19 protein-coding genes are annotated in these 26,639 nt (G+C 74.4%); 12 read left to right on the forward strand and 7 right to left on the reverse strand.

The genetic code is table 11. The features are described 5' to 3' along the window. The first annotated feature begins 110 nt into the window (after positions 1-110). Positions 111-278, forward strand: coding sequence for a hypothetical protein (locus tag K8Z61_RS09385; RefSeq protein ID WP_224128827.1), 168 nt, complete (start codon positions 111-113; stop codon positions 276-278). A 55-nt stretch (positions 279-333) separates the two neighbouring features. Then, on the forward strand, positions 334-1,686 hold the full coding sequence (locus tag K8Z61_RS09390) for a dipeptidase (protein ID WP_224128829.1): 1,353 nt from the start codon (positions 334-336) through the stop codon (positions 1,684-1,686). A 4-nt stretch (positions 1,687-1,690) separates the two neighbouring features. Here the strand turns inward: K8Z61_RS09390 and K8Z61_RS19265 are convergent, their stop codons facing one another. Together K8Z61_RS19265 and K8Z61_RS09400 are read right to left on the reverse strand one after the other, a co-directional pair. Then, the gene (locus K8Z61_RS19265) at positions 1,691-3,424 is read right to left on the reverse strand and encodes a cell wall metabolism sensor histidine kinase WalK (protein ID WP_224128831.1); all 1,734 of its coding nucleotides are present in this window, start codon (positions 3,422-3,424) and stop codon (positions 1,691-1,693) included. After that, positions 3,421-5,148, reverse strand: a complete 1,728-nt coding sequence (locus K8Z61_RS09400; RefSeq protein WP_224128833.1) for a sensor histidine kinase KdpD — start codon at positions 5,146-5,148, stop codon at positions 3,421-3,423. Before K8Z61_RS09400 ends, K8Z61_RS19265 begins: the two co-directional genes overlap by 4 nt. Before the next feature lie 145 nt (positions 5,149-5,293). Between K8Z61_RS09400 and purF the strand changes: the two genes are divergently transcribed. From purF to K8Z61_RS09415, 3 genes are all read left to right on the forward strand, one after another. Next, positions 5,294-6,838 carry an amidophosphoribosyltransferase gene (gene purF, locus K8Z61_RS09405; RefSeq protein ID WP_224128835.1) on the forward strand — a complete coding sequence of 515 codons (1,545 nt, stop codon included), beginning with the start codon at positions 5,294-5,296 and terminating at the stop codon, positions 6,836-6,838. Positions 6,839-6,848: 10 nt separating this feature from the next. Next, a complete protein-coding gene (gene purM / locus K8Z61_RS09410; protein WP_224128837.1) occupies positions 6,849-7,907 on the forward strand; it encodes a phosphoribosylformylglycinamidine cyclo-ligase in 1,059 nt (352 codons plus the stop codon). A gap of 144 nt (positions 7,908-8,051) precedes the next feature. Further along, on the forward strand, positions 8,052-8,228 hold the full coding sequence (locus K8Z61_RS09415; RefSeq protein WP_224128839.1) for a DUF3073 domain-containing protein: 177 nt from the start codon (positions 8,052-8,054) through the stop codon (positions 8,226-8,228). Positions 8,229-8,285: 57 nt separating this feature from the next. On the opposite strand, the gene K8Z61_RS09420 is transcribed toward K8Z61_RS09415, so the two are convergent. Then, on the reverse strand, positions 8,286-11,150 hold the full coding sequence (locus K8Z61_RS09420; RefSeq protein ID WP_224128842.1) for a PAS domain-containing hybrid sensor histidine kinase/response regulator: 2,865 nt from the start codon (positions 11,148-11,150) through the stop codon (positions 8,286-8,288). Between the two features lie 105 nt (positions 11,151-11,255). Next, positions 11,256-11,615 (reverse strand): hypothetical protein, encoded by a 360-nt coding sequence (locus K8Z61_RS09425; RefSeq protein WP_224128844.1) that lies wholly within the window; start codon positions 11,613-11,615, stop codon positions 11,256-11,258. Positions 11,616-11,803: 188 nt separating this feature from the next. Between K8Z61_RS09425 and K8Z61_RS19270 the strand changes: the two genes are divergently transcribed. Both K8Z61_RS19270 and K8Z61_RS19275 read left to right on the forward strand, forming a co-directional pair. Then, the gene (locus K8Z61_RS19270) at positions 11,804-12,175 is read left to right on the forward strand and encodes an LPXTG cell wall anchor domain-containing protein (protein WP_224128846.1); all 372 of its coding nucleotides are present in this window, start codon (positions 11,804-11,806) and stop codon (positions 12,173-12,175) included. A gap of 24 nt (positions 12,176-12,199) precedes the next feature. Next, complete coding sequence (locus K8Z61_RS19275) at positions 12,200-14,116, forward strand: DUF4012 domain-containing protein (protein WP_224128848.1); 1,917 nt, start codon at positions 12,200-12,202, stop codon at positions 14,114-14,116. A 13-nt stretch (positions 14,117-14,129) separates the two neighbouring features. Here K8Z61_RS19275 and K8Z61_RS09440 read toward each other — a convergent pair whose 3' ends face one another. The 3 genes from K8Z61_RS09440 to K8Z61_RS09450 form a co-directional block, all read right to left on the reverse strand. Continuing rightward, positions 14,130-15,239: an NADH:flavin oxidoreductase gene (locus K8Z61_RS09440; RefSeq protein WP_224128850.1), complete on the reverse strand. Its 1,110-nt coding sequence runs from the start codon at positions 15,237-15,239 to the stop codon at positions 14,130-14,132. Beyond that, on the reverse strand, positions 15,236-16,171 hold the full coding sequence (locus K8Z61_RS09445) for an NADP-dependent oxidoreductase (RefSeq protein ID WP_224128853.1): 936 nt from the start codon (positions 16,169-16,171) through the stop codon (positions 15,236-15,238). Before K8Z61_RS09445 ends, K8Z61_RS09440 begins: the two co-directional genes overlap by 4 nt. Positions 16,172-16,293: 122 nt before the next feature. Next, positions 16,294-16,884: a dihydrofolate reductase family protein gene (locus K8Z61_RS09450; RefSeq protein WP_224128855.1), complete on the reverse strand. Its 591-nt coding sequence runs from the start codon at positions 16,882-16,884 to the stop codon at positions 16,294-16,296. Positions 16,885-17,407: 523 nt separating this feature from the next. Between K8Z61_RS09450 and pstC the strand changes: the two genes are divergently transcribed. The 5 genes from pstC to K8Z61_RS09475 all read left to right on the forward strand — a co-directional run bounded on the left by pstC (position 17,408) and on the right by K8Z61_RS09475 (position 26,497). Beyond that, positions 17,408-18,352, forward strand: coding sequence for a phosphate ABC transporter permease subunit PstC (pstC, locus tag K8Z61_RS09455; protein WP_224128857.1), 945 nt, complete (start codon positions 17,408-17,410; stop codon positions 18,350-18,352). After that, a complete protein-coding gene (gene pstA, locus K8Z61_RS09460; protein ID WP_224128860.1) occupies positions 18,352-21,240 on the forward strand; it encodes a phosphate ABC transporter permease PstA in 2,889 nt (962 codons plus the stop codon). Before pstC ends, pstA begins: the two co-directional genes overlap by 1 nt. Continuing rightward, a complete protein-coding gene (locus K8Z61_RS09465) occupies positions 21,237-23,633 on the forward strand; it encodes a hypothetical protein (protein WP_224128861.1) in 2,397 nt (798 codons plus the stop codon). The genes pstA and K8Z61_RS09465 overlap by 4 nt, the downstream gene beginning before the upstream one ends. Before the next feature lie 84 nt (positions 23,634-23,717). Beyond that, entirely contained in the window at positions 23,718-24,869 is a 1,152-nt protein-coding gene (locus tag K8Z61_RS09470; RefSeq protein ID WP_224128863.1) for a substrate-binding domain-containing protein, read from the forward strand. A 29-nt stretch (positions 24,870-24,898) separates the two neighbouring features. Further along, positions 24,899-26,497 carry an Ig-like domain-containing protein gene (locus K8Z61_RS09475; RefSeq protein ID WP_224128865.1) on the forward strand — a complete coding sequence of 533 codons (1,599 nt, stop codon included), beginning with the start codon at positions 24,899-24,901 and terminating at the stop codon, positions 26,495-26,497. Positions 26,498-26,639: the final 142 nt, after the last annotated feature.

The raw sequence follows: 26,639 nt of genomic DNA on the forward strand, positions 1-26,639 counted from the left end.
GACGGGCGCAAGCGCTCCTCCACTGGGGCGTGACGATCGCCTCAGGCCGATTCGGCACGGGCGTGCACCGAAGGGTGGCGGCGGTGCGCCGGCTTCGCGAGGATGCCGCCATGAGCCTGAGCCACCACTGGCGTCGCCTGCGCCGCACCCGTCGCTGCCGTCGGCTGTACGGCGCGGACTGCCCGCACGTCGAGCGCCACTCGCCCCGCCGGGCCCGCCCGCGCGGTGTCGTCGAGTGGGACTGGGACGCCGTGGAGGCGCCGCCCCGCGTGCGCTGATCGACGGGGGAGCGGCCCGCGCGAGCCTGTCGGAGCCGACGTCTAGGGTCGAGCCATGACGCTCACCAGCGACGACGTCCGCGCCCGGGTCGCCACCCTCCTCCCCGGGCTCCGCTCCGACCTCGAGGCCCTCGTGCGCATCCAGTCGGTCAGCGCCGATCCCGCCCGCTCCGCCGAGGTCGAGCGCAGCGCCGAGGCCGTCGCGGCGCTCTTCGCCGCCGAGGGCTGCGAGGTCGAGATCGTCCGCGACGGGGAGCACGGCGCGCCGGCCGTCATCGCCCACCGCGCCGGCCCCGCGGGCGCGCCCACGGTGCTGCTCTACGCGCACCACGACGTCCAGCCCGAGAACGACCACGCCGAGTGGAGCTCCCCGCCCTTCGAGCCCACCGAGCGCGACGGCCGCCTCTTCGCGCGCGGCGCGGCCGACGACAAGGCCGGCGTCGTCGCCCACCTCGCCGCGCTGCGGATCCTCGGCGACGAGCTGCCGGTCGGCGTCACCGTCTTCGTCGAGGGCGAGGAGGAGGTCGGCTCCGAGGGCCTGCCCGCGCTGCTGGCCGCCCACCGCGAGCGGCTGCGCGCCGACGTCATCGTCATCGCCGACTCCGGCAACTGGGACATCGGCGTCCCGGCCCTCACCACCAGCCTGCGCGGCCTGGTGCGGGTCGACGTCGAGGTGCGCACGCTGCGCCACGCGGTGCACTCCGGCATGTGGGGCGGCCTGGTGCCCGACGCGCTGATGGCGCTCACCCGGCTGCTGGCCTCGCTGCACGACGACGCGGGCGAGGTCGCCGTCGCCGGGCTGCACGCCGGCCCGGCGGCCGACGTCGAGTACCCCGAGGAGCGCCTGCGGGCCGAGTCGGGCGCCACCGCCGACGTGCACTGGATCGGCACCGGCTCCGCCGTCGAGCGGCTGTGGACGAAGCCCTCCCTCTCGATCACCGGCCTCGACGCGCCCCAGGTCGCGGGCGCGTCCAACACCCTCGTCCCGAGCGCCCGCGCGCGACTCTCGCTGCGCATCGCGCCCGGCGACACCGCCGAGAACGCGACCGCACGGCTGCTCGAGCACCTCCAGGCCCACGTCCCGTGGGGCGCGACCCTCGCCACGACCGTCGTCGACGCCGGCGAGCCGACCGCGATCGACGCCACCGGGCCCGCCTACGACGCCGCCCGCGCCGCCTTCGCCGAGGCCTGGGACGGCACCGCGCCGATCGACATGGGCGTCGGCGGGTCGATCCCCTTCATCGCCGAGTTCCTCGCGACCTTCCCCGAGGCCAGCGTGCTCGTCACCGGGGTCGAGGACCCCGACACCCGTGCCCACGGCGCGGACGAGGGCCTGCACCTGGCCGAGTTCGAGCGGGTGCTGGTCGCCGAGGCGCTGCTGTTGCAGCGGCTCGGCCAGCAGGGCTGACGCGTCAGGCCGGCTCGGCGCCGGGCAGGAGCACCCGGAAGGTCGACCCGACCCCGAGCGTCGACTCCACCTCGATCCGGCCACCGTGGCGCTCGACGATCCGGCGGACGATGGCCAGCCCGAGGCCGGTGCCCTCCTGCGCCCGGGCGGCGGGGTCGTCGCTGCGGAAGAACTCCTCGAAGAGCCGCGACCGGTCGGCCTCGGAGAGCCCGATGCCGGTGTCGCGCACCTCGACGACCACCGCGCCGGCGTCGTCCCGACGCACCGAGACCTCCACCCGGCCGCCCGGCGGCGTGTACTTCACCGCGTTGCCGACCAGGTTGATCATGGCGCGCTCGAGCTCGCCGGCGTCGCCGCGGGTCCACCGCTGCGGCTCGGCCCGCTCGACCACCTCGACGCCGCTGCGCAGCGCGCGGATCGACATCAGGTCGACGGCGGCTTGGGCGGCCGCCCCGACGTCGACCAGCGTGCTCGGCAGCGCCGGGTCGTCCTCCACGAGCCCGAGGCTGATCAGGTCGGTGACGATGCCCGAGAGCCGCTGCACGGCGCGGGAGATGCGTCCGGTGGCCGAGGCGAGCTGCAGGGCCAGCACGTCGTCCTCGGGTGCGGCCGACACCGCGTCCTGCAGGCCGGCGAGGTGCTCCAGCATGGCGGCCACCGGGGGACGCAGCTCGCGGCCGACCGCCGTGACGAGGCGGCTGCGGTACTCGACGAGCTCGTGCTCCTGCCGGTACGCCCGGGCCACCAGCACCGCCCGGCCGAGCTCCTCGCCGAGCTGCCGGACGGTGGCGATCTCGTCGCTGCTCCAGTCCGGCCCGACGGGTCCGCGCACCAGGGTGATCCGGCCCAGGCAGTCCGGGCCGGCGCCGAGGGGCACGAGCAGGACGGTCGCCCGCCCGACCAGGCCCATCGCCTCGCGGACCAGCGCCAGCTCGGCGCCGCTGATCAGCCCCTCCGGGCTGCTGTGCGGGCCGACGACGCCGACCCGGCCGGTGGCCCACGCCTCGCGCGCGACCCGCTCGGCCAGGTGCGCCAGCGTGGGGTCCGGCTCGGCGCTGGCGATCTCGGGCACCTCGTGCAGCACGACGAGCACGTCCTGGGCGTCGACCATCTCGCGCAGCCGCGCCGCCGCCACGTCCACGAGCCGCTGCGGGTCGACCTCGGCGGCCGCCATCCGGGCGAGCCGTCCGGCATCGCGCGCGAGCGCCGCCCGCTGGCGCAGGCGGTAGCGGTCGAGGGAGATCTCGACGCCGATCGCGGCCTCGCGCACCGCGCCCTCCCAGCCGTCGCGGTCGCGTGCGTCCGGCCGCAGCCCGTCGCCCGGCAGGTCGAGGCTGACCACCGCGACGAGCCGCTCGCCGGCGCGCACGGGGAGCAGGAGGAGGTCGGCCGGCCGCCAGGAGTCCGCGTCCCGGCTGTCCCCGGCGTCCCCGGCGTCCCCGGCGGCGTCCGCCAGCCACACCTCGTCGCCGCGCACGTCGACGGCCTCGGCCGGCACGAAGCACAGCCCGTCGACGCCCCGGCCGCGCTCGAGCAGCCGCTCGGCCGCGTCGCGACTGGCCAGGTGGCCGACCGGGTCGTGGTGGCGGGCGGCGGGACCGCCGGCCGCGACCACCTCGCCGCCCTCGCCGCGCAGCAGGAGCAGCGCCGCCAGGCGGAACCCGGTGACCTCGCAGAGCGCGTCGAGCACCGGTGCGACGTCGGCGCGGAGCCCGGTGAGGTCGGGATCCCCGGTCACGCCGACACCGCCTCGCCGGGCTCCTCGGGCTCGCCCGGCTCCCTCGACGCGCCAGCGGGTCCGCGCCCGTCGATCCCGGGGTCGGCCACGGCCGGCAGGTAGACCTCCACGACGGTGCCCTCGTCGGGCCGCGAGCGGAGCGCGATGCGTCCCTCCAGCCGACCGACCAGCCGGGCGACGGTCGCCAGGCCGAGCCCCGCGCCGGGCCGCGCCCGCACCCGCGGGTCGTCCGCGCGCTGGAATGCCGAGAACAGCCGTCCCTGCTCCTCGGGCGCCATGCCCCAGCCGTCGTCGGCGACCTCGAGGAGCATCGGCGCGCCGACCGCCGTCGGCAGGAGGCCGTCGGCCCGCCGGACCGTCACCGTGACCGTGTGGCCGGGATCCCCGAAGCGGATCGCGTTGTCGACCAGGTGCAGCACCACGCGGCGCAGCGCCTCGGGATCGGCGGCCACCGGCAGCGCGTCGTCGCCCTCCGGCAGCCGCGTGCGCAGCACGACCCCGGCGGCCCGGGCAGCGTCGGCCTGCGCCGCGACCACCGTCCGCACGGTCGCCGCCAAGTCGGTGCGGCCGGTCGTCAGCGGTCGGGCGGCGTCGCTGCGCGAGAGCAGGAGCAGGTCGGTGACGATCGCCTCGATCCGGCGCGCGGCCTCGGCCATGCCGGCGAGCGGCCCGGCCATCCGCCCGGCCAGGGCGGGGCCGGCGGGGTCGGCCTCCCCGAGCTCGGCCAGCAGCTCCTCGGCGACCTCGACGTACCCGCTCACCGCCGTCAGCGGGTTCTTCAGCTCGTGGGTCATCGTCGTGACGACGCGCTCGCGCTCGCGGGCGCGGTGCCGCTCCTCGGCGAACAGCGACGCCAGGTGCAGCGCGGCCCCCACGTCGGCGCCGAGCTCGAGGGCGGTGCGGATCTCGACCTCGCCCCACTCGGGCCGCTCGGGGGCGCGCAGCAGCACGACGCAGCCGGTGCAGGTGCCGTCGTGCCCCACCGGCACGAGCAGGAGCGACGCGAGCCCGATGTCGGCCAGCAGCCGCAGCACCCGGGTGCGCTGCCGGTCGCCGAGGTCGGCGCCGACGACCCGGTCGGCGGAGAGGACGAACGCGCGGCCGGCGTCCCAGCAGCCGTGGGCGATGCGCAGGGCGACGTCGGCGAAGACCTCGAGCGCCGGCTGCGGCAGCGGCGCGTCGCCCTCGGGCCCCCGGACGGCGGTGTGCGCCGGGCTCGTGGTGTGCACGTAGGCGAGGTCGGCGTCCAGGTGCTCGCGCAGCGCTCCCGCGGCCGCGACGACGACGGCCGCGGGGTCGTGGTGCGCGATCGCCCGACGGATGCGCACGCGTCCGGTCTCGCCGAGCTCGACGGCGTGCCGCAGCCGCAGCGTGCGGTCCATCTCGACGATCGAGTCGGAGAAGCGGTCGAGCACGGTGCCGTCGGGACGCAGCGGGCCGTCCCAGAGCAGGCGCAGCCGGATCCGGCCGGAGGCGTCGCGGTGCAGGTGCCGCGCGCCGTCGAGCGGCTCGGGGGCGCCCTCGACGGTCGTGGCGGGGAGGTGCCGTCCGGTGCCCTGCCCCGCGGGGTGGGTCGCGATCACCTCGTACTCGTCGGTGACGCGGGCGATCGCGATCTCGACCCGGGTGGAGCCGGTGGTCTGCGCGAGCGCCGCGGCCGTGACGTCGAGCCGGGCGCGGTCGGCGGCGAGCGAGCGCAGCAGCCCGCGCGAGCGCTCGGTCATGACGACTCCCGGGAGGATGCGGGCGGAGGGGTCCCGCGGGCGCGGCGGGGGCCGAGCCGGGGGAGCGCCTCCGACGCTACGTGACGTGCGTCCGGCCGGGGGCGGTAATGCCCGACGTCGTCGCGGCCCGCCGTAGGATGGCCGGGTGCCCGCCGCCGAGAGTCGACGCAGGGGCGGGGACGGTCGCCTGACCGCCGCGCTCGACCCGCAGGATCAAGGCCCCCAGGACGCCTGTGGCGTCTTCGGCGTCTGGGCCCCCGGCGAGGACGTCGCCAAGCTCACCTACTTCGGCCTCTACGCCCTGCAGCACCGCGGCCAGGAGTCGGCCGGCATCGCGGTCAGCAACGGCCGCCAGATCCTGGTCTACAAGGACATGGGCCTGGTCTCGCAGGTCTTCGACGAGACCACGCTCGACTCGCTGCAGGGGCACCTCGCGATCGGCCACTCGCGCTACTCCACCACGGGCGCGAGCACCTGGCAGAACGCCCAGCCGACGTTCCGCCCCACCGCCGACGGCTCGATCGCGCTGGGCCACAACGGCAACCTGATCAACACCCACGAGCTGCGCGAGCTCGTCGACGCCCTCCCGGGGCCGGACGACGAGCTCGACCTGCACACCCGGCCGCAGGAGTCGTCGACCAACGACACCGGCCTGGTCACGGCGCTGCTGGCCCACCACCCCGACGTCTCGCTGGAGGAGCGGGCGCTGGAGGTGCTGCCGATGCTGCGCGGGGCGTTCTGCTTCGTCTGGATGAACGAGGGCACGCTCTACGCCGCCCGCGACCCGCAGGGCATCCGTCCGCTCGTGCTGGGCCGGCTCGACTCCGGCTGGGTGGTGGCCTCCGAGGACGCCGCGCTGGCCACCGTCGGCGCGAGCGTGGTGCGGGAGGTCGAGCCCGGCGAGATGCTGGTCATCGACGAGAACGGCCTGCGCTCGCACCGCTTCGCCGACGCCGCGCCGAAGGGCTGCGTCTTCGAGTACGTCTACCTGGCCCGTCCCGACGCCACCATCTCCGGGCGCAGCGTCCACCAGGCGCGGGTCGAGATGGGCCGCGAGCTCGCCCGCCAGTTCCCGGTCGAGGCCGACCTCGTCATGCCCGTGCCCGAGTCCGGGACGCCCGCCGCCGCCGGGTACGCCGAGGAGTCGGGCATCCCGTTCGGCCAGGGCTTCGTCAAGAACGCCTACGTCGGCCGCACGTTCATCCAGCCCAGCCAGACGCTGCGCCAGCTCGGCATCCGGCTCAAGCTCAACGCCCTCGAGCACATGGTGCGCGGCAAGCGGGTGGTCGTCGTCGACGACTCCATCGTCCGTGGCAACACCCAGCGCGCCCAGGTGCGGATGCTCCGCGAGGCGGGCGCGCTCGAGGTGCACGTGCGCATCTCCTCGCCGCCGGTCAAGTGGCCCTGCTTCTACGGCATCGACTTCGCCACCCGCGCCGAGCTGATCGCCAACGGGCTCGACGTCGACGAGATCGCCGCCAGCGTCGGCGCCGACAGCCTCGGCTACATCTCCCTCGACGGCATGATCGAGGCCACCGGCCAGACCGCCGACCGGCTCTGCCAGGCGTGCTTCACCGGCGAGTACCCCGTCGAGCTGCCCGACGAGTCGCTGCTCGGCAAGCACCTGCTCGAGGTGTCGCTGAAGTCCCCCACGGCCGGCAAGGCCCTGCCCGTCCTGAACAACCCGTAGGAGCCCGCCCGTGTCCCAGAACGCCTACGCCCGCGCCGGCGTCGACATCGAGGCCGCCGACAAGGCCATCGAGCTGATGAAGGGCTGGGTCGAGCAGGCCCGCCGGCCCGAGATGATCGGCGGCCTCGGCGGCTTCGCCGGGCTCTTCGACGCCTCCGCGCTGACGAAGTACACGCGGCCGCTGCTGGCCACCTCCACCGACGGCGTCGGCACCAAGGTCGCGATCGCCCAGGCGATGGACGTGCACCACACGATCGGCTTCGACCTCGTCGGCATGGTCGTCGACGACCTCGTGGTCTGCGGCGCCGAGCCGCTGTTCATGACCGACTACATCGCCACCGGACGCGTCGTGCCCGAGCGGATCGCCGCGATCGTCCAGGGCATCGCGCAGGCCTGCGTCGTCGCCGGCTGCGCCCTGATCGGCGGCGAGACCGCCGAGCACCCCGGGCTGCTGGCCCCCGACGAGTACGACGTCGCGGGCGCGACCACCGGCGTCGTCGAGGCCGACCGGCTGCTCGGCCCCGGCCGCGTGCGTCCCGGCGACGTCGTGCTCGCCATGGCCGCCAGCGGCCTGCACTCCAACGGCTACTCGCTGGTGCGCCACGTGCTGCTTAACGAGGCCGGCTGGGCGCTCGACCGGCACGTCGACGAGCTCGGCCGCAGCCTGGGCGAGGAGCTGCTCGAGCCGACCCGCATCTACGCCAAGGCCTGCCTGGAGCTCGCCGACCGCACCGGCGTGCACGCGATGGCCCACGTCACCGGCGGCGGCCTGGCCGCGAACCTCGAGCGGGTGATGCCCGAGGAGCTCGGCGCCACGCTCGACCGCGGCACCTGGACGCCCCAGCCGGTCTTCGACCTCGTGCGCCGGGTCGGCGACCTCGCCCAGGACGACCTCGAGGCCACGCTCAACTGCGGGGTCGGCATGGTCGCGCTGCTGCCGGCCGACGACGTCGACGCCGCCGTGGCGCTGCTCGGCGAGCACGGCATCGACGCGTGGGCGGCCGGCGAGGTGGCGGCCGGCGAGGGCCGGGTGCGACTCACCGGCCAGCACCCCGGCTGGACCTCCTGATCGCACCGCGCCCCCGCGTGGGGTGATTCTCGTGGGCTGGTGTGCGGGAACAGGCGGTGAACAGGTACTGTTGCGCCCACGAGAAGACTCAGGTGAGCCCGGGAGCCTTGGTGCCCCGGCCAAGCGTGCGAGGGGGCTGACCCTATGGGGCGCGGCCGAGCTAAGGCCAAGCAGACGAAGGTCGCCCGCGACCTGAAGTACCGCTCTCACGAGACGGACTTCAGCGCGCTGGCCCGAGAGCTGCATGGCGAGGAGACGCCGAACGACGACGAGCAGGACCACGACGAGTGGTCCGACTACGCGGATCGTTCTCGAGATTGACCCCCGCCGTGCGCCTGCGGGCGCACGGCACCTCTCGTCCTCGTCCCGGACGTCCCCTCAGCGCAGGGCGGCCTCCAGCGCGAGGCGCGCTCGCGTCGACTCGACGCGCAGCGCCGCCATCAGCGTGACGACGGGCGCCCACGTCTCCTGACGTCCGCACGCCTCGAGGTCGCCGAGCACGCGTCCGAGGGCGGGCAGTCCGACGTTGACGGCCGCACCCCGCGCACGGTGGGCGGCATCACGCAGACGCGCCGACTCGCAGGCCGCCACGGCGGCCTCGACCGAGCCCACCTCGTCCGGCAGGCGCTCGAGGTAGGAGCGGGCGGTGCGCTCGAAGAAGTCGACGCCGTCCTTGACCAGCGACCGCAGGTCCGCGACCCGCTCCGGGTCGAGCACGCTCTCGGCCGCGGGGTCGACGGCCGGCTCGGCGGGCTCGGGAGGCGCGGGAGGCGCGGTCGGCCCGGTGGCGGCGTCGGCCGGCCCGAGCCAGCGGGTCAGGGTCGCGGAGAGCGCGCGGACGTCGATCGGCTTGGTGAGGAAGTCGTCCATGCCCGCGGCCAGGCAGTGCGCGCGGTCGTCGGCCAGCGCGCTGGCCGTCACGGCGACGATCGGCACGCGCCCGAGGCCGTGGTCCTGCTCGGCGGCGCGGAGTCGCCGGGTGACGTCGAGCCCGTCGATGCCCGGCATCCGCAGGTCCATCAGCACCAGGTCGACGTCGTGGCCGGGGGCGAGCCGCTCGAGCGCCGCGGCGCCGTCGTCGGCCAGCTCCACGACGCAGCCGAGCGCCTCGAGCAGGCCCACCGCCACCTCCTGGTTGACCGGGCTGTCCTCGACGACGAGCACCCGGCGACCCCGGGGCGGCGCTCCGGGCGCCTCCGGCGCGGCCGGGGGTGACGCGATCGGCCCCGCAGCACGCAGCGGCAGCTCCAGCACGAAGGTGGAGCCCTCGCCGGGGCAGGACGAGCCGGTGAGCGTGCCGCCCATCGCGTCGGCGAGGCGACGGGAGATGGTCAGGCCCAGCCCGGTGCCGCCGTGACGGCGGGTCGCGCTGGCGTCGGCCTGGGTGAACGGCTCGAAGACGCGCGCCAGGGCCTCGGGACTCAGACCGGGGCCGGTGTCGGTGACGGAGATGCGCAGCCGGGCGCCCGGCGCGCTGCCCCCGCCGTGCTCGCCGGGGTCGGCGTGCTCGCCGGCCGGGGGCACCACGGCGACCCGGACGCGCACCTCGCCGCGGTCGGTGAACTTGACGGCGTTGCCCAGCAGATTCGACGCGATCTGGCCCAGGCGCGTCGCGTCCCCGCGCACCCGCGCGGGCACCAGCGGGTCGACCTCGAGCCGGATCGGCAGCGAGCGCTGCGCCGCGGCGGGGCCGACCAGGGACGCCGCCCGCTCGACGACGGCGCGCACGTCGACGTCGCCGTCCTCGAGCCCGAGGTGGCCGGCCTCGATCTTGGAGAGGTCGAGGATGTCGTCGACGATCGCCAGCAGCGAGCGCCCCGCATCGCGCACGCCCTCGGCCAGGCCCCGGCGGCGCGCGTCCAGACCGGAGCGCAGCAGCACCTCGTTGAGGCCGATGACGCCGTTGAGCGGGGTGCGGATCTCGTGGCTCATCGTCGCGAGGAACTCCGACTTCAGCCGGGAGGCCTCCTCGGCGCGGTCACGCGCGACGGCCAGGGTCGCCGCCATCCGCTCGCGCTCGGCGACGACGCTCAGCTGCGCCGTGCCGTGCCCGAGCAGGCGTCGGGCCGAGGCGACGACGTCGGGACGGTCGGCGAGCATCTGCACGACCGCGACGGTGCCGCCCTCGGCCAGCACCGGCATCGCGACCAGCGCGCGCGGCCCCGCAGGCGTGTCCTCGACCCGGTCGCACGGCTGTCCGACGGCCGCGGCCCGCAGCGTCAGCGCCGGGTCGGGACGCACCGGGCCGGGGAAGGAGAGCCGCTCGACGACCCTCGGCTCCGCCGCGTCAGCACCGTCAGCACCGTCAGCACCGGCGGGCCTGGGATCGATCGCGTGCAGGGCGACCGGCTGCCAGTCGGTGGCGGCGCTGATCCGCTCGGTGACCAGACGGACGGCCTCCACGAGATCGCCCGCCTGGTTGGCGGCCGAGGCGATGCCCTGGAGCATCTCCATGCCCCACAGGGCGTCGGCGCTCGCCTCCAGCGCCTCCCGCAGCGCGGTGATGTCCTGGGTGGTGCCGGTGATCACCAGCGGCTCGCCGTTCTCGTCCCGCTCCTCGACCCGGCCCATGCCGCGCACCACGGCGGCGGGGGAGCCGGGGGAGGTGCGGGCCTCGAAGGAGAAGGTGGAGCGCTCGCCCCGGACGACCGGCATCACCGCCGCGCGGACGTCGTCGTGGTCGTCGGGGTCGAAGCGGTGCAGGAGGTCGTCGAGGGTGACCTCGTCGTCGTCGGGCCCGACGAGGAAGAGCCGGTGCATCTCCTCGGACCAGCGCTGGGCGCCGGTGCGCAGGTCCCACGACCAGCTGCCCAGCCGGGCGATCTGCTGGGCCTGGGCGAGCTGGGCGCGGGCGCGGTGCTGCTCGTCGTACGGCGTGAACCGGTGCAGCCAGCGCCCCCAGCCGGCCTCGGTCGCGGCGGCGGGCAGCGGACGTCGCGTGACGAGGGTCCACAGGGTGCTGCCGTCGGGACGCACGAGCAGGCACTCGGCGTTGTCGGCGGGCGGGGCGTCGTCCCCGCGCAGCAGCGGGAGGAGCCGGGCGAGCCGTCCGCGGCCGCGGGCGTCGAGGACCTCGGCGGCGGGCAGGCCCGCCAGCTCGTCGGCGGAGCGGCCGAGCAGCCGCGCCATCGCGGCGTTGGCCCACCGGGTGCGGCCCTCGTCGTCGAGCAGCCAGAGGCCGTCGGGGCAGGCGTCGAGCAGCCAGTCGGCCAGGCCCGGCACGGGCGGATGCGCAGCGGTCATCGGACGGGGCCTCCCCACCCCGCCGCCGACCCGTCCCCGAGGGGTCGGCGAGGGACCATCATCACCCGCGGGTCGCTCCCGCGCAGGTCTCCGGCCGAAGCCGGCTCAGCGGAGCACGAGCACGAGGCCGACCAGGCCCGGCAGCAGGCCCACCGCGAGCCACGGGGTGAGCGCGCTGCGCTGGTGGATCAGGAAGCCGGACGCCACGGCGATCACGCCGAACGCCGCGGCGATGACGTTGAGCCCGACCTGGGCGGTGCGGTGGGCGTCGGAGATGAAGAGCGTCGAGAGCATCAGGCCCACCGAGAGGTGGAGGATCGTCGTGACCGAGAGCGCCGACATGACCCAGCGCTGCACCTGCGTCGTCTCGCGGGCGGGGGTGCGCGGAGGCGGGTTGTGCGGATCGATCAGGTGGCGGCGGCGCGGAGCCGCGGAGCCGCGCGGCACGGGCGAGCGATCGGTCACGCCGCCATCCTCCCAGGGAACGCCGGTGGCCGAGGCGTCCGGACCCTCCCGCGGGACGGGACCCGCGCGCGCCTGCCGGGCTATGCTGCACCGTGACTCGACGGCCATCCGGTCGTTGACCCTCCCAGAGAAGCCCAGAACCGGCCCCGCACCGTCCGCTCGGCGACGCGCGGCCCGAGGAGTGAACCGTGACCCGTACCGCCCGCCCCGTCCGGCTCGTCGCCGCCCTCGCGAGCCCGCTCGTCGCCCTGCTCGTGCTGCTCGGCGGCGCGGCGCTGGTGCCGGCGTCGGCCGCGGTCGCTCCCACCGGCGTGCACGCCGCCGACCCGTACGTGCCCCCGATGCCCGTCCCGACCCCGAGCCCCACCAACGGCGGCGTCGGCGACGAGAACGGCGGCCTCGGCGACGGCGGCGTCGGCAACTCCAACGGCGGCGTGGGCGCCTCCGGCGGCGTCCTCCCGAACACCGGCGCCGAGTACGGCGTCTGGGGAGCGGTGCTCGCCGCGCTCGTCGCGCTGCTGGGCGGCGTGCTCGTGCGCCGCAGCCGCACCGCCCGCTGACCCGCTCCACCGGTCGGTGAACGGGTGAGCGATCCGCACGACCCGTTCGACCCGTCCTCGCCGGACGCCGGCGAGCGACTCGATCCGGTCGGTGACGACCGGCGTGCCGACGGCGAGTACGTGCGCGTGCGCGTGCGCCGCACGAACCATGCGTTCCTGCGTGCGCGCCGCCGGCGTCGCGTCCTGCGGCTCCTGATCGGCGCCGGCGCTGTCGTGGCGCTGGTGGTCGGCGTGCTGGGGTACGACGGCTACCGCCTCTACCAGAGCCTCCATCGCACGCAGGCGGCCTCGGCGGTCGTCGCCGACGCGCTCGGCGCCGGCGACCAGTCGGCCGCCGCGCAGGCGGGCCGGATCATGGCCGACTCGGCCACCGACGCCCACCGGCGCAGCGATCACCTGTGGTGGCGCCTCGCCGCCCACCTGCCGTTCGTCGGCACCGAGATCACGGCCACCCGCGACCTGAGCGCCGCGGCCGACACCCTCGCGGGCTCGAGCGTCCGGCCCCTCGTCGACGCCGCCGGCGTGCTGCCCGGCCTGGTGCGCGACGGGCGCCTCGACGTCCCGACGCTGCGTCGCCTGGAGCGGCCCATCGTCGACCTCGGCACGGCGGCGGACGCCGCGGCCGCGGAGGTCGCCGACGTCCGCACCGACGAGCTCGCCGGGCCGGGCTCGGGGGCGATCGCCGGCATGATCGAGCAGGTCCGCGCCGCGTCCAGCGCCCTCGGCGCCGGGGGACAGACCCTGCGGGTGCTGCCGGCGATGCTCGGCGGCTCCGGCACCCGCCACTACCTGCTGGTCGTCGAGAACAACGCGGAGATCCGCTCCACCGGCGGCCTGCCCGGCTCCTGGGCGCTGCTCACCGTGCGGGACGGCCGGATCGGCCTCGACGGCCAGGGCAGCGCCGGCGACGTCGGCATGGACGGTCCGCCCGTCGCGCGGCTGTCGGCGGCCGAGCGCCGGCTCTTCACCGGGCTGCCGGCCACCGACTTTCGCGACACCGCCTTCACCCCCGACGCCGACCGCGCCGCGCGGCTCCAGGCGCTGCTGTGGGAGCGCAGCCAGGGCACGACGGTGCGGCCGGGCGAGCCGCCGGTCCGCCTCGACGGCGTCGTGCAGATCGACACCGTCGCCCTCTCCTACCTGCTGCGCGGGGTCGGTCCGGTGCGCCTGCTCAGCGGGCCGACGCTCACCGAGGACGACGCCGTTGCCACGCTGCTCTCGCGCAGCTACGCGCGGCTGGGCGGGGCCTCGGACCGGCTCTTCCGCGAGGCCACCGAGGCGGCCTTCCAGCGGCTGGTCACGCGTCCGGTCTCGCTGCTCGACGTCGTCACGGGCCTCGCCCGGGCCGAGCGCGAGGACCGGCTGCGCGTCGTCGGCCTCGCGCCCGACCTGCGCCGCACCCTCGACCGCGCCGGCGTGACGCCCGACCTGCTCGCCGCCGACGGGCCCACGGCGCTGGTCACGCTCGACGACAACACCGGCTCGAAGATGTCGTACTACCTGCGGCGGGGGACCACCGCCCAGGTCACCTGCGAGGACGGACGCCGGGTGCTCACCGGCTACACCCGGCTGAGCCAGACGATCACCGACGTCCGCGCCCGCCGGCTCGACCCGTACGTCACCGGAGCCGGGCTCTACGGCGTCGAGCCGGGCCAGCAGCGCGTCGCCGTCCGGGTCTACGGACCGCCGGGCGCCACACTGGAGCGGGTGGAGCTCGACGGCGCCGAGGTGACCGACTCGATCGTCCGCACCCGGCTCGACCGGCGGCCCGTCGCCTCGCTGCCGGTGCTGCTGCGCGGGCCGCGCGACGTGCTCGTCGCCTGGCGGTTCCGGCTGCCCGCGGGCTTCCCGCAGGGTGCCGACGCCGTCGGCCAGGTCTGGCAGACGCCGTCGGTGGTGCCGGGCCCGGGCCGCGTCGCGATCGACGACCGCTGCGGCTGAGCCCGGCCCCCGATCAGGCGACCAGCCCCTGCCAGCCGCGGGAGAGGTACTCGGCGAAGCCGGGGCTGACCGACTCCGCGGCCAGCTCCTCGCGGGTGACGGGCTGCGGACGCGGCTCGAAGTCCGGGTCGGCGACGGCCCGGGCCGCCCAGTCGTGGTGCAGGATCGCGCCGATCCCGACGCTGACGAAGTCGGCGCCCCGCTCCAGCGCCCAGCGGGCGTCCGCGGCCGAGCGGATCCTGCCGGCCACGCCGAGCGCCGCGCCGTGACGCGGCAGGTCGGTGAAGTGGTCGATCAAGAGGTCGCCCTCGTGGCCGGCGACGACCTCGCTGCCCCGCGGCGAGGCGAAGACGTCCCACAGCGACATGTCGAGGTAGTCGAGGTGGCCGGTGGCCAGCAGCTCGCGGGCGATCGCGCGGCCCTCGGGCAGGACGATGCCGTTGCCCTCGGGGGTCAGCCGCAGCCCGAGCTGGAAGTCGGGGCCGGTGGCGGCGCGGATGCCGTCGAGCACCTCGTGGAAGATCCGCAGGCGGTTCTCCAGGGAGCCGCCGTAGCGGTCGGTGCGGTGGTTGTGCCGCGCGTCGAGGAACTGGCACAGCAGGTAGCCGTGGGCGCCGTGGAGCTCGACGCCGTCGAACCCGGCCCGCTCCGCGCGCACCGCACCGGCGACGAAGTCGGCGACGACCTGCTCCACCTGCTCGGTGGTCAGCGCCTCCGTGCGCTTGGCGGGGTCGGCCCACGGGGCGAGGTTCGGGACGCCGGAGACGTCGGGGTCCGAGCGCAGGCCGCCGTGGTGCAGCTGCACCGAGGAGACCGTGCCGGTGGCGCGCAGGTCGTCGGCCAGCCGGGTCAGCCCCGGCAGGTGACGGTCCTCCGCGCTGGCCAGCTGGCCCGGCCACGCCTGACCCGCCCGCGAGACGTGCGACGCGCAGCTGAGCGTCAGGCCGAAGCCGCCGCGTCCGCGCGCGACCAGCCAGGCGTGCTCGTCGTCCGACAGCGTGCCGTCGGCGTTGCTCTGCAGGTTGGTCAGCGGAGCCAGGGCGACGCGGTTGCGCCAGGCCGGGCCGCGGGTCAGCCGCAGCTCCTCGCCGAGGGCAGGGGCCGTGCGGGCGGCGTCGCTCACGCGTCGTTCCCGATCGTGACGGCGATCTTGCCGCGGGTGCGGCCGGTCTCGGACGCGCGGTGCGCCTCGGCCAGCTGCTCCAGCGGGTAGGTGGCGGCGAGGTCGACCCGCAGCCGCCCCGACTCGACCAGCTCGGCGAGGGCGTCGAGTCCGGCGACGTCCGGACGGACGAAGACGTAGCGGCCGCCGAGGCCCAGCACGGTGTCGCCGTCGACGATCGAGGCGACCCGCGCGGTGTCCTTCACCTGGTTCGGCGCGTCGGCGAGCGCCTCGCCGCCGATCAGGTCGAGCACGGCGTCGACCTTCTCGTTCAGCTGGACGCCGATCGGGCCGGCCGTGTGGTCGAGGGTCTCGGTGGCGCCGAGGGAGCGCAGGTGCTCGTGGTTCACCGCGCGCGCGGTCGCCACGACGATCGCGCCGCGCGCGGCCGCGATCTGCACGGCGAACTGGCCGACGCCGCCGGCCGCGGCGTGGACGAGCAGCCGCTCGCCCTCCTGCACCTGCAGGGCCTCGTCGATGGCCTGCCAGGCGGTGAGCCCGGCCAGCGGCACCGACGCCGCCTCGACGAACGACAGGGACGCCGGCTTGCGGGCCACGGTGCGGTCGGGGGCCGGCACGAGCTCGGCCGCGGTGCCGAAGGCGATGTCGTCGCGGCGCACGTAGCCCCACACCTCGTCGCCGACCTGGAGGTCGGTGCGGGCGGCGGGGCCGACCGCCTCGACCACCCCGGCGACGTCCCAGCCCGGGATGATCGGCAGGTGGTGGGGCAGAGCGCCCTGCAGGTAGCCCTCGCGGACCTTCCAGTCGACCGGGTTGACGCTGGTGGCCTTCGCGCGGACCAGGATCGTGTCGGGGCCGACGGGCGGGTCCGCGACCTCGCGGACCTCCAGGACGTCGGCGCTGCCGAAGGCGTCGTAGACGACGGCTCGCATGGCGGTGCTCCTCTGCGTGTGACGGTGGGACGTCGACACACAACGGCCCGGACGCGCCGGGGCTTCCCGGACGTGCGCGGGCTCACCCGTTCCGGGACGCGTCGGCGCCTGGGCCGCCTGTCTCAGCGCAGGACGTCGAGCACCTGGGCGGTGATGCCGTTGGCGTGCGTGGTCGACTCGACGACGCGCAGCCGCTGCATCGGGTGGGCGCTCTCGGAGAACAGCCGCCGGCCCTCGCCGAGCAGCACCGGGAAGGTCAGCAGGTGGTAGCGGTCGACGAGGCCGGCGTCGGCCAGCGCGGCCCCGAGCCGGGCGCTGCCGTGGACGATGATCGGGCCGGTCGAGCCGTCGGCCTCCGGGCGCTGCTTGAGCGCCGCGACGTCGTCGACCGAGCGCAGCACGGTGGCCGGCCAGCGCTCGTCGTCGTGCTCGAGGGTGGACGAGACGACGTAGCGGGGCATCGCGTTGTAGCGCGGGAAGACCTCGGTCATCGACGGCCACACCGGCGCGAACGCCTCGTAGCTGACGCGACCGAGCAGCAGCGCCGCGGCCTCGTCCTGCTCGCGGCCCTTGAGCTCGTAGGCCGCCATGTCGGGCTCGACGCCCGACATCGTCCAGCCGCTGCTGCGGTAGCCGGGCTCGCCGCCGGGCGCCTCCATGACGCCGTCGAGGGACATGAAGGCGGTGACGATCAGGGTGCGGCTCGTGGACACGGGGGCTCCTGCGGAGGGTGGCGGACGGTCGGTCGCCAGCCTCCCAGGCCGAGGCCCGCGCAGGTCAGCGCCACACCGGAGTAGGGAGGCCTCTCAGGCCGCGCGGGTGTGCGCGCGGGCTCGCGGGCATCGGCAGGCGGCCCTCGGACCTGAGACTGGTCTGGTCCGGTGGTCTGGTCCAGTCGTCCGGCGCGTGTGACCCCGATCGCGTCCCCGGTGAACGCCCGGCGACTCCTGATCGACGTCGCGCCGTCGGCACGGCATCCGCTCACAGGTCTCTCCACAGGTCCGGGCGTTGTTGCGCTCGGACGCTGCCGCGTCGCCGTCCGTTCATCTGCGGCGGATCAAGGCGTCACGCGTGGCCTGACTAATGACGCCCGGCCGCTCGGGTGCCTCCACCGCACGCCCCTCTCGCGCCGCTCCGCGATCCGGATCGGCCCGAGCCCCACGCACCTCCCTCCCACGAAGGACCGACTTGTCCGCCTTGTCAGCCCTGTCCCGGGGCTCCCGTCGCCGTGCGCGCGTGGAGCCCGCCGACGCCGTCTTCGCCTCCGTGGCCCACGCGGGCGGGATCCTCGTCCTCGTCGTGATGACGTCGGTGGGCCTGTTCCTCGGCTACCGGGCGCTCGAGGCGCTCCAGATCGCGAAGCTCCACTTCGTCACCGAGCAGCTCTGGGAGCCCGACGGGGGACGGTTCGGCATCGCGGGCGTGCTGCTCGGCACGATCTCGGTGGGTCTCGTCGCCATCACCTTCGCCCTCCCCCTGGCGCTCGGGACCTCGTTGTTCATCTCCGAGATCGCGCCGCGCGGCCTGCAGCGCACGCTGATCAGCCTGGTCGACCTGATGGCCGCGGTGCCGAGCGTCGTCTACGGCCTGTGGGGCGCCTTCTTCCTGCAGAGCCACGTGTACGGGCTCTCCAAGCTGATCTCGCAGTACCTCGGCTGGATCCCGATCTTCGCCATCCCCGGCTCCAACCCCGACGACCCGCTGGACTCCGCGACGCAGTACCAGTCCTCGATCTTCATCGCCGGCATGGTCGTCGCGCTGATGATCACGCCGATCATGACGTCGGTCATGCGCGAGGCCTTCTCGCAGGCGCCGGTCGGCGAGCGGGAGGCCGCGCTCGGGCTGGGGGCGACCCGCTGGGGCATGATCCGCGCCGTCGTCCTGCCGTTCGGCCGCGGCGGCGTCATCGGCGGCACGATGCTCGGGCTCGGTCGCGCGCTCGGCGAGACCATCGCGGTCTACATGATCCTCTCGGTGGTCGTCGGCATCCAGCCGCACATCCTCAAGAGCGGCGGCTCGACAGTCAGCGCGCTCATCGCGCAGCGCTACGGCGACTCCACGCGCGTCGGCGTCTCGGCCCTCATGGCCGCCGGGCTCGCGCTCTTCCTCGTCACCCTCGTCATCAACTTCGCCGCCGCCTCGGTCGTCGCGCGGAGCCGGTCCGGAGCGGAGAGCACCTGATGTCCGTCGACGTGAACGGGCGCACGGGCGCCCGCCGGGCCGAGCCACTCGGCACCACCCACCTGCCGGACCTGGACGCAGGCCTCGACCTGCCCGAGCAGCCGCGTCGCGCGGTGCGCGCGGTGCGCAGCTCGGACGTCTTCGCGCTCGCCGGATCCGCGGTGGCGGCGGTGGCGCTCACCGCGCTGCTGACCACCGTCGTGCTGCCGACGAGCGGTGTCGTCTCGATGGTGCTGATCTGGTACGTCTCGTTCCTCGGGCTCTACGCCCTGCTGGTCAGCCAGGACGAGCAGCGCACCGTCGTCGTCGACCGCATCGCGACCGTCGTGCTGTCGACGGCCGGCGTCATCCTGTTCGGCGTCCTGGTGTTCGTGCTGTCGTACACGGTCAGCCGAGGCTCGAGCGCGCTGACCCACGCGAACTTCTTCAGCCAGGACATGAAGGACGCCGGCCCGCTGCAGGGCCTCGAGGTCGGCGGCATGATCCACGCCGCGATCGGCACCCTGGAGCAGATCAGCATCGCGCTGACCCTCACGGTGCCGCTCGGGCTCGTCACCGCGGTGTTCCTCAACGAGTTCCCGAGCCGCTTCTCGAAGTTCGTCCGCACGATCGTCGAGGCGATGACCGCGCTGCCCTCGATCGTCGCGGGTCTGTTCATCTACGCCACGTTCATCCTCATGCTCGGCCGGCCCAAGTCGGGTCTCGCCGCTGCGCTCGCGCTGAGCGTGATGATGCTGCCGATCGTCATCCGGGCCTCCGACGTCGTGCTGCGCCTGGTGCCCGGCCCGCTCAAGGAGGCGTCCTACGCCCTGGGCACGAGCCGCTGGAAGACGGTCTGGCACGTCGTGCTGCCGACCGCGCGCTCGGGCCTGACGACCGCGGTGATCCTCGGCACCGCCCGCGGCATCGGCGAGACCTCGCCCGTCCTCCTCACCGCCGGCTTCTCGGCGACCGTCAACGCCAACCCCCTGGAAGGTCCGCAGGTGTCCCTGCCTCTCGCCATCTTCGAGTTCGTCCGGTCCCCCCAGCCGGCGATGATCCAGCGCGGCTTCGGCACCGCCGTCACGCTGCTGGCGCTCGTGCTGCTCCTCTTCATCGCCGCACGGATCATCGGCGGTCGGGCTCCCGGCCAGGAGACCGCGCGGATGAAGCGTCGGCGCAAGGCGGAATCGGCGAAGGACGCGGCGCGGATGGCCGCGCGCCTCGGGACGCCCGTCGGGGTGCTGGTGCTCGTCGGCGGGATCGTCGCCGGCCTGGCCCTCGCGCCGTCCGCCCCGGCGAAGGCCGCCGACGCGTTCGTCCCGATCTCCGGCGCCGGCTCCACCTGGAGCCAGAACGCCCTGGACCAGTGGCGCCGCAACGTCAACCAGTACGGCATGCAGGTGAACTACCAGGGCACCGGCTCCTCCGACGGCCGCAACCAGTTCCGCAACGGCACGGTCGACTTCGCGGTCTCCGAGATCCCCTACGGCCTCAAGGACGGCGGCGTCGTCGACACCCCGCCGACGCGCGGGTTCGCGTACATGCCGATCGTCGCCGGCGGCACGTCGTTCATGTACAACCTCAAGATCGGCGGCCAGCGGGTCACCAACCTGCGACTCTCCGGCGACGTCATCGCCGGCATCTTCACCGGCAACATCACGCAGTGGAACGATCCGAAGATCAAGGCGGACAACCCCGGCCTCGCCCTCCCCGCCCGCCAGATCATCCCGGTCGTCCGCTCCGACGGCTCCGGCACCACGGCCCAGTTCGCGACCTGGATGAGCAAGGAGCACGCCCAGGTCTGGAACAACTACTGCGCCACCGCCGGCCGTCCGACGCCGTGCGGCGTCACCAGCTTCTTCCCGGTCGTCTCGGGCTCGAAGTTCGTCGCGCAGGCCGGCTCCCTCGGCGTCTCCGGCTTCGTCAGCCAGGCGCAGAACGAGGGCACGATCACCTACGTCGAGTACTCCTACGCGCTGGCCACGAACTTTCCGGTCGTCAAGGTGCTCAACAGCGCGGGCTACTACGTGGAGCCGACCGCGAACAGCGTGGCCGTCGGCCTCGAGGGCGCGCGGATCGACAAGAACCTCACCCAGGACCTCACCGGCGTCTACCGCAACCGCGACCCGCGCACCTACCCGCTGTCGTCCTACAGCTACATGATCGTCCCGACCGCGACGACCTCGAGCTTCACCACGGCCAAGGGATACACGCTCGGCGCGTTCGCGAGCTACTTCCTCTGCGAGGGCCAGCAGCAGGCGCCGACGCTCGGCTACAGCCCGCTGCCGCTCAACCTGGTGCAGGCCGCCTTCAAGCAGGTGGCCCGGATCCCCGGAGCGAAGGTCGCGAAGAACCCGTACGCGAAGTGCAACAACCCGACCTTCGGGCCCGGTGGCACCAACCTGCTGGCCAAGAACGCGCCGTACCCGGCGAAGTGCGACAAGCAAGGCCCGACGCAGTGCCTCAACGGCACCGGCGGCGCCAAGGTGCCCACCGCCAACACCGGCGGAGCGCCCGACCCCGGCAACGGCACGCCCAGCGGAGGCCCAGGTGGCGGATCCGGCACCACCGCGGGGCCGGGTGGCTCCGGCGGTGGCACGGCGACCACCGGCACCGGCGGCGCGCCCGGCACCCCGGTCGGCTCCGGCGCAGGGACGGGCGGCACCGGCACCACGCCGGGCGGCGTCGGCAGCGCCCCCGTCGTGGGCGCCGCCGTGGACCCCGAGACCGGACTCCCGGCCGGCACGACGCTCGCCTCGGGCGCGCCGGTGGCCGGCCAGTCGGTCAACGTCGCCTCCGGAGCGGTGGGCGGCCAGACGCTCCTGCTCCTGCTCGCGGGCCTCGTGCTCGTCGGCGCCGTCGTCGTCCCGCCGCTGGTCGGCCAGTACCTCGGGCGGCGCGCGTGAGCGCCCGCAGCCGGCGTGGGTCGGTCGTCAGCTGGGTCGCGAGCGGGGCCTGCCTGATCGGCGCCGTGCTCGTGCTCTCGCCGCTCGGTGGCGCCCCGGCCTCGGGTGCGCAGGCGAGCTCCGCGGTGACCGTCCAGGGCACGGGGCGGTTCGCCGACCTCAAGGTGACCGTCTCCCAGACCGAGCACCTGATCAACCAGGTCGTCGACGTGAAGTGGTCGGGTGGCAAGCAGACCACCCCGACCACGGGCGGCTTCTCCTCCGACTACCTGCAGATCATGCAGTGCTGGGGCGACGACCCGGCCGGTCCCGATCGTCGCGACTGCCAGTTCGGCGCGCTCAGCAGCGACACCCGCGGCGGCAACTGGGCCACCTCGCGCCAGGTCGACTACGGCTCCACGCTGAAGGACCCGAACGAGCGGGCGACGACCACGAGCATCCCGTTCCGCAGCGTCTCCGGCGTCACCGTGCCCGACGCGCCGAACCAGTTCTTCGACGCCTACTCGACCAACGAGCTGCCCTTCGCCCGCACCTACGCCGACGGCACCGGCGAGGAGCACGTCGAGATCCAGACGGTGCGCGAGGCGCCCGGACTCGGGTGCGGCGCCCGCCTCGAAGGTGGCAAGGTGCGCGACTGCTGGCTGGTGATCGTGCCGCGCGACGACGTCGACGCCGACGGATCGAAGACCACCTCCTCGGTGCAGAGCTCGCCGCTCTCGCAGTCCAACTGGGACCAGCGCCTCGTCGTCCGACTGCACTTCGACCCGGTCGGTCTGGCGTGCCCGATCGGCACGCCGGAGCGTCGCCTGGTCGGTCAGGAGGAGGTCAGCGAGGCGGTGTCGCGCTGGCAGCCGGTGCTGTGCCAGGAGACCGGCTCGATCTTCGGCTTCTCCCAGATCAACGACGACCTCGCCCGCGCCCAGACCCTCGCGGCCGACCCGTGGCTGTCCTTCGTCTCCAAGCCGCTCGACCCGGAGAACGTCGCCGACGGCCGCTCGCTCTCCTACGCGCCGGTCTCGGTCTCCGGCGTCGGCATCGCCTTCAACATCGACGGGTCGCCGACGGACACCGCACCCGAGGACGAGGCCTCCAAGGCCGGCGCCCGGGTGCCGTCGCTGCGGCTGAACGCCCGGCTCGTGGCGAAGCTGCTCACCCAGTCGTACCGCCTCGCGACGCTGGATCCCGACAAGCTGGGCCGCAACCCGCTGGCGATGGGCTACGACCCGGAGTTCAAGCAGCTGAACCCCGGCCTGTCGCACCAGGACATCCGCGCCCTGGCGCGGATCACTGTGCCGGTGGGTCAGACGGACGCGTTCGCGGAGCTGTGGCGCTGGGTGGCGGCCGACCGCTCCGCCCGGGCCTTCCTCAACGGCGATCCCGACCCGTGGGGCATGACGGTCAACGCCGCCTACAAGGGCCTCGACCTGACCCGCTCGGACTTCCCGCTCAGCGACCTCACCTGCCGGACGTTCGACACCGGCACGCCGGACCTGTGTCCGCTCGATGCCTTCGCCTACGCCGCCGACATCCACGACGGCACCCGGGCCGCGGCCCGCGGCTCGACGCTGGCCCGCACGGCGTACACGCCGGGCACGGTCGGCGGGTACAAGCTGGCGCAGCCGCAGCTGAGCGGCACGCACGCGGTGCTCGCCGTGTCCGACACGGCCACTGCCGCCCGCTACCAGCTCCCGATGGCGTCGCTGCAGAACGCCGCGGGCCGGTTCGTCGCCCCGGATCGCGCCGGCCTGGCCGCCGGCCTCGACTCGCTGAAGCCGTCGTCCGTCGCGGGCGTGGAGGTCCCCGACCCGACGTCGTCCTCCGACGCCGCGTACCCGCTGACCCACGTGACCTACGCGGTCACCTCGCCGGAGCACCTCACCGGCGACGAGGCGACCGCCTACTCCCGCTTCCTCACCTACGTGGCCACCAAGGGCCAGGTGCTCGGCGCCGCGCCCGGTCTGCTGCCGGACGGCTACGTGCCGCTGCCGGCCGCGATGCGGGCCCGCACGCTCGCGATGGCGAAGGCGGTCGGCGCCGCGGCGACGGCGAGCCCGAGCGCGTCGCCGTCGGCCTCGTCGTCCGTGCCGCCGGCCACGGTGCCCTCGACGCCGGTCGACGCGGGCGGCGGGGTCGTCCCGCCGGCGACCGGGCTGCCCGCCGGACCCGACGCGTCCGCCCCGGCGGCACCGGGAGCGGCGCCCAGCGCCCCGGCGTCCGGCGCCGCGTCGGCCAGCCCGACGGCGCCGGCGACCGCCCTTGCCTCCACCGTCACCACGCCCGGATCGCCCGCCGGTGGCTCCCGCTACGCCCTGGCGGCCCTGCTGCTGCTGACGGCGGCGGTGCTGATCGCGCGATCCCTCACCGGGGCCCGGACCACCCGGGCCGGCCCCTGACCCACCGACTCCCGGCGGATACAGGTTCCGCCGGGCGATGCGGGCGCCGCGTCCGCGTCATGCCTCACCAAGGAGACACACACCATGAAGCGACTCCACCGCGTCGCGATGCTCGCCTGTGGCCTCGGCCTGGCGACGGCTGCCCTCGGCACCAGCATCGCCGTTGCTGACCCGTCGGGTGACCCCGCCGGCACCGTGCGCCCCCTCCAGGGCATGGGCTCGGACACCACCGAGGAGGTCATGCAGGGCCTCTCCGACGTGATCACCGACAGCAACGGCAACAAGCTCATCGCCTCGTGGAACTCCACGGGCGCCGGCTTCACCACCCGCTCGTCCACGACCTCGTCGTCGGGCTGCTCCTTCACCGCCTACAACGCCGGCGACACGTGGGTTCTCGGCAAGCGGGCCAACAACTCGGGCAACGGCGCGGCGACCCTGCGTGCGGCCGTGACCAGCAACAGCCCCTACGCGGGCTGCGTCGACTTCGCCCGCGCGTCGTCTTCCCAGACCGGCCTCGACGCCAACAACAAGTTCGTCAACATCCCGTTCGCCAAGGACGCCGTCGCGTTCGCGGTGACCTCCACCAGCAACTTCCCGCGCAAGCTCACCGGCGACTCGCTCTACGCGATCTACCACTGCACCTACGGCGGCGCCACGCCGGCCGACTGGAACCGCGCGGCCGGCACCGGTCCCTACCACGCCCTCGTCCCGGCCCCTGGCTCCGGCACCCGCTCGTTCTGGCTGAAGGCCATGGGCATCAGCACCGACGGCACCTTCGACGCCACCGCGTACCCCTGCATCTCGGACTCGCAGGACCGCGTCTCCGCCAACAAGGCCCCGCTCATCCAGGAGCACCGCGGCAACGTGCTCGACGACGACAGCATCGTCCCGATCTCGATCGCCCAGTACATCGCCCAGGCCCAGGGCACCAGCACCGACTACCGCGGTGACGCCCTCCTCGGCACCGTCGCGTCGACCGGCGGCGTGGTCAGCTACCCGATCTCGCTCAACACCGGCTACGCCAACAACCGCGGCACCAAGATCCTCGACCTGACCCGCGACGTCTACAACGTCGTGCCGCAGAACGCCATCACGTCCAGCAACGCCGCGTTCAACCAGACGCTCAGCGACGTCTTCGTCGGTCCCAACTCCAAGGTCTGCCAGGCCCAGTCGACCATCTTGAAGTACGGCTTCGGCGTGCTGTCCACCTGCGGCGACACCTCGCTCGTCAAGTGATCTCCCCCCCACAGAGAGAAAAGACTCAGATGAAGCTCAACCGCACCCTCGCGCTCACCTGCGCGACCGCCGCGGCCGCGTCGGGCATCGCCGTCGTCGCCGCCGGATCCGCGGAGGCCGCCCCGGCGCCCTACCGGATCCTGACCGTGTCGCCGGCGTCGTCGGCCACGCTCGCCCAGGCGCTGGAGTTCGACTCCAATGCGACCTGCGGCTCGCTCGGCGCGACCAACTCCAAGGTGACCTTGTCCGGTCCGGCGCTGTCCGCTCCGGCGAACATCCTGGGCAACAACGACACCAACGGCATCACCTCGACCCACTTCGTCGGCCAGAAGACCTTCAAGCAGATCTTCTCGGCCATCGGCGTGAACGCGCCGTCCGGTGCCTACACCGTCACCGCGGTGTGCCAGAACGCCGACGGCACGACGGTCTTCGGCACCTTCGTCGGCAAGGTCACCTTCACGCCCAACAACGCGGGCAGCGACTCGGCGTTCAGCTCCTCGGTTGGCGACCCGGCCACGGAGACCTCGGTCGACGCGATCGCCGGTGGCCCGTTCACCTACGGCGACTCGGTGACCCTCTCGGCGTCGGTCGCCGCGGCGGCCAACGGCCCGGTCAACGGCGGCACCGTGCAGTTCAAGGTCGACGGCAACGCCCTCGACGTGGCCCAGCCCGTCGTCAACGGTGCGGCGTCGCTCACCACGACGGCGATCACGGCGGGTGACCACTCGATCACCGCCGACTACCTGCCGGGCACCGCGAAGTTCGGTGCGTCGTCCTCGGTGAACAACCGGGCGATCACCATCGCGAAGAAGTCGACCAGCCTGACGCTGACCGACAACGGCGACACCGCGCAGTACGCCGACGCAGTCTTCACCGCGAAGGTCGCCGCGGGCATCGCCGGCTCGGTCGACTTCTACATCGACGGCACCAAGGTGGCCACCAAGGCCGTCGACGGCACCGGCACCTCGGTCTACTCCGACAAGACGCTCGACAAGGGCACCCGGGTCGTCCGTGCGGTCTTCACCCCGACCGACGCCAACGTCACCGGCTCGGAGGCGACGATCAACCACACCGTCACTGAGGCGCTGTCGAAGCCCGCCTTCGAGACCCTGAGCGTCGAGGTGCAGCCCGGCTCGCTCACCATCTCGATCGCCGACCCCGACCCGCTGAGCGCCGCTGGTGACGGCCAGGTCAAGCTGAGCGACCCGGTGATCGACCAGACCGGCTCGAAGTTCGTCTCGACCGGCTCGATCGACCCGATCACCGTCACCGACACCCGCGCCGGCGACAAGGGCTGGACCGCTCAGGCCAGCGTGTCGGACTTCGTCTACGCGAAGGACAAGACGGTCAAGATCTCGGGCTACGACCTCGGCTTCAAGCCGAAGAAGGTCTCGGCCGCCGACCACCAGAACCTGACCCTCGGTTCGAAGGTCGACCCCGCCCTCGTGCTCGCCGGCGCCAAGCCGTCCGACGCGTCCCTGGGCCTCTACGACGCGCGCACCTTCGCGTCGGCCCCGGCCAAGGCCGGCACCGGCACGGCCAAGCTCGCCGCGGACCTGCTGCTGCAGGTGCCGACCGAGCTCCCGCCGGGCCTCTACACGGCGACGCTGACGTTCACCGTCTCCTGACCCGTGCACCAGCAGGCGCCTGAGCGCGCCTGAGCCCCACCCGCACCACCGCTCCACCCGTCGGGTGGGGGTCGCGTCCCTGGCGATCCCCACCCGATCGGGGCGTCCAGCCCCATGTCCCGTCCGTCCCGTCGGCTGCCCG

Origin of the sequence: Nocardioides sp. TRM66260-LWL (assembly GCF_020075545.1) — a bacterium.
Classification (GTDB): domain Bacteria; phylum Actinomycetota; class Actinomycetes; order Propionibacteriales; family Nocardioidaceae; genus Nocardioides.

Bases quoted from the DNA above. Each gene is read 5' to 3' on its own strand.
- K8Z61_RS09385 (WP_224128827.1), top strand. From the start codon at position 111: ATGAGCCTGAGCCACCACTGGCGTCGCCTGCGCCGCACCCGTCGCTGC.
- K8Z61_RS09390 (WP_224128829.1), top strand. From the start codon at position 334: ATGACGCTCACCAGCGACGACGTCCGCGCCCGGGTCGCCACCCTCCTC.
- K8Z61_RS09400 (WP_224128833.1), bottom strand. From the start codon at position 5,148: ATGACCGAGCGCTCGCGCGGGCTGCTGCGCTCGCTCGCCGCCGACCGC.
- K8Z61_RS09415 (WP_224128839.1), top strand. From the start codon at position 8,052: ATGGGGCGCGGCCGAGCTAAGGCCAAGCAGACGAAGGTCGCCCGCGAC.
- K8Z61_RS09420 (WP_224128842.1), bottom strand. From the start codon at position 11,150: ATGACCGCTGCGCATCCGCCCGTGCCGGGCCTGGCCGACTGGCTGCTC.
- K8Z61_RS09445 (WP_224128853.1), bottom strand. From the start codon at position 16,171: ATGCGAGCCGTCGTCTACGACGCCTTCGGCAGCGCCGACGTCCTGGAG.
- pstA (WP_224128860.1), top strand. From the start codon at position 18,352: ATGTCCGTCGACGTGAACGGGCGCACGGGCGCCCGCCGGGCCGAGCCA.
- K8Z61_RS09470 (WP_224128863.1), top strand. From the start codon at position 23,718: ATGAAGCGACTCCACCGCGTCGCGATGCTCGCCTGTGGCCTCGGCCTG.
- K8Z61_RS09475 (WP_224128865.1), top strand. From the start codon at position 24,899: ATGAAGCTCAACCGCACCCTCGCGCTCACCTGCGCGACCGCCGCGGCC.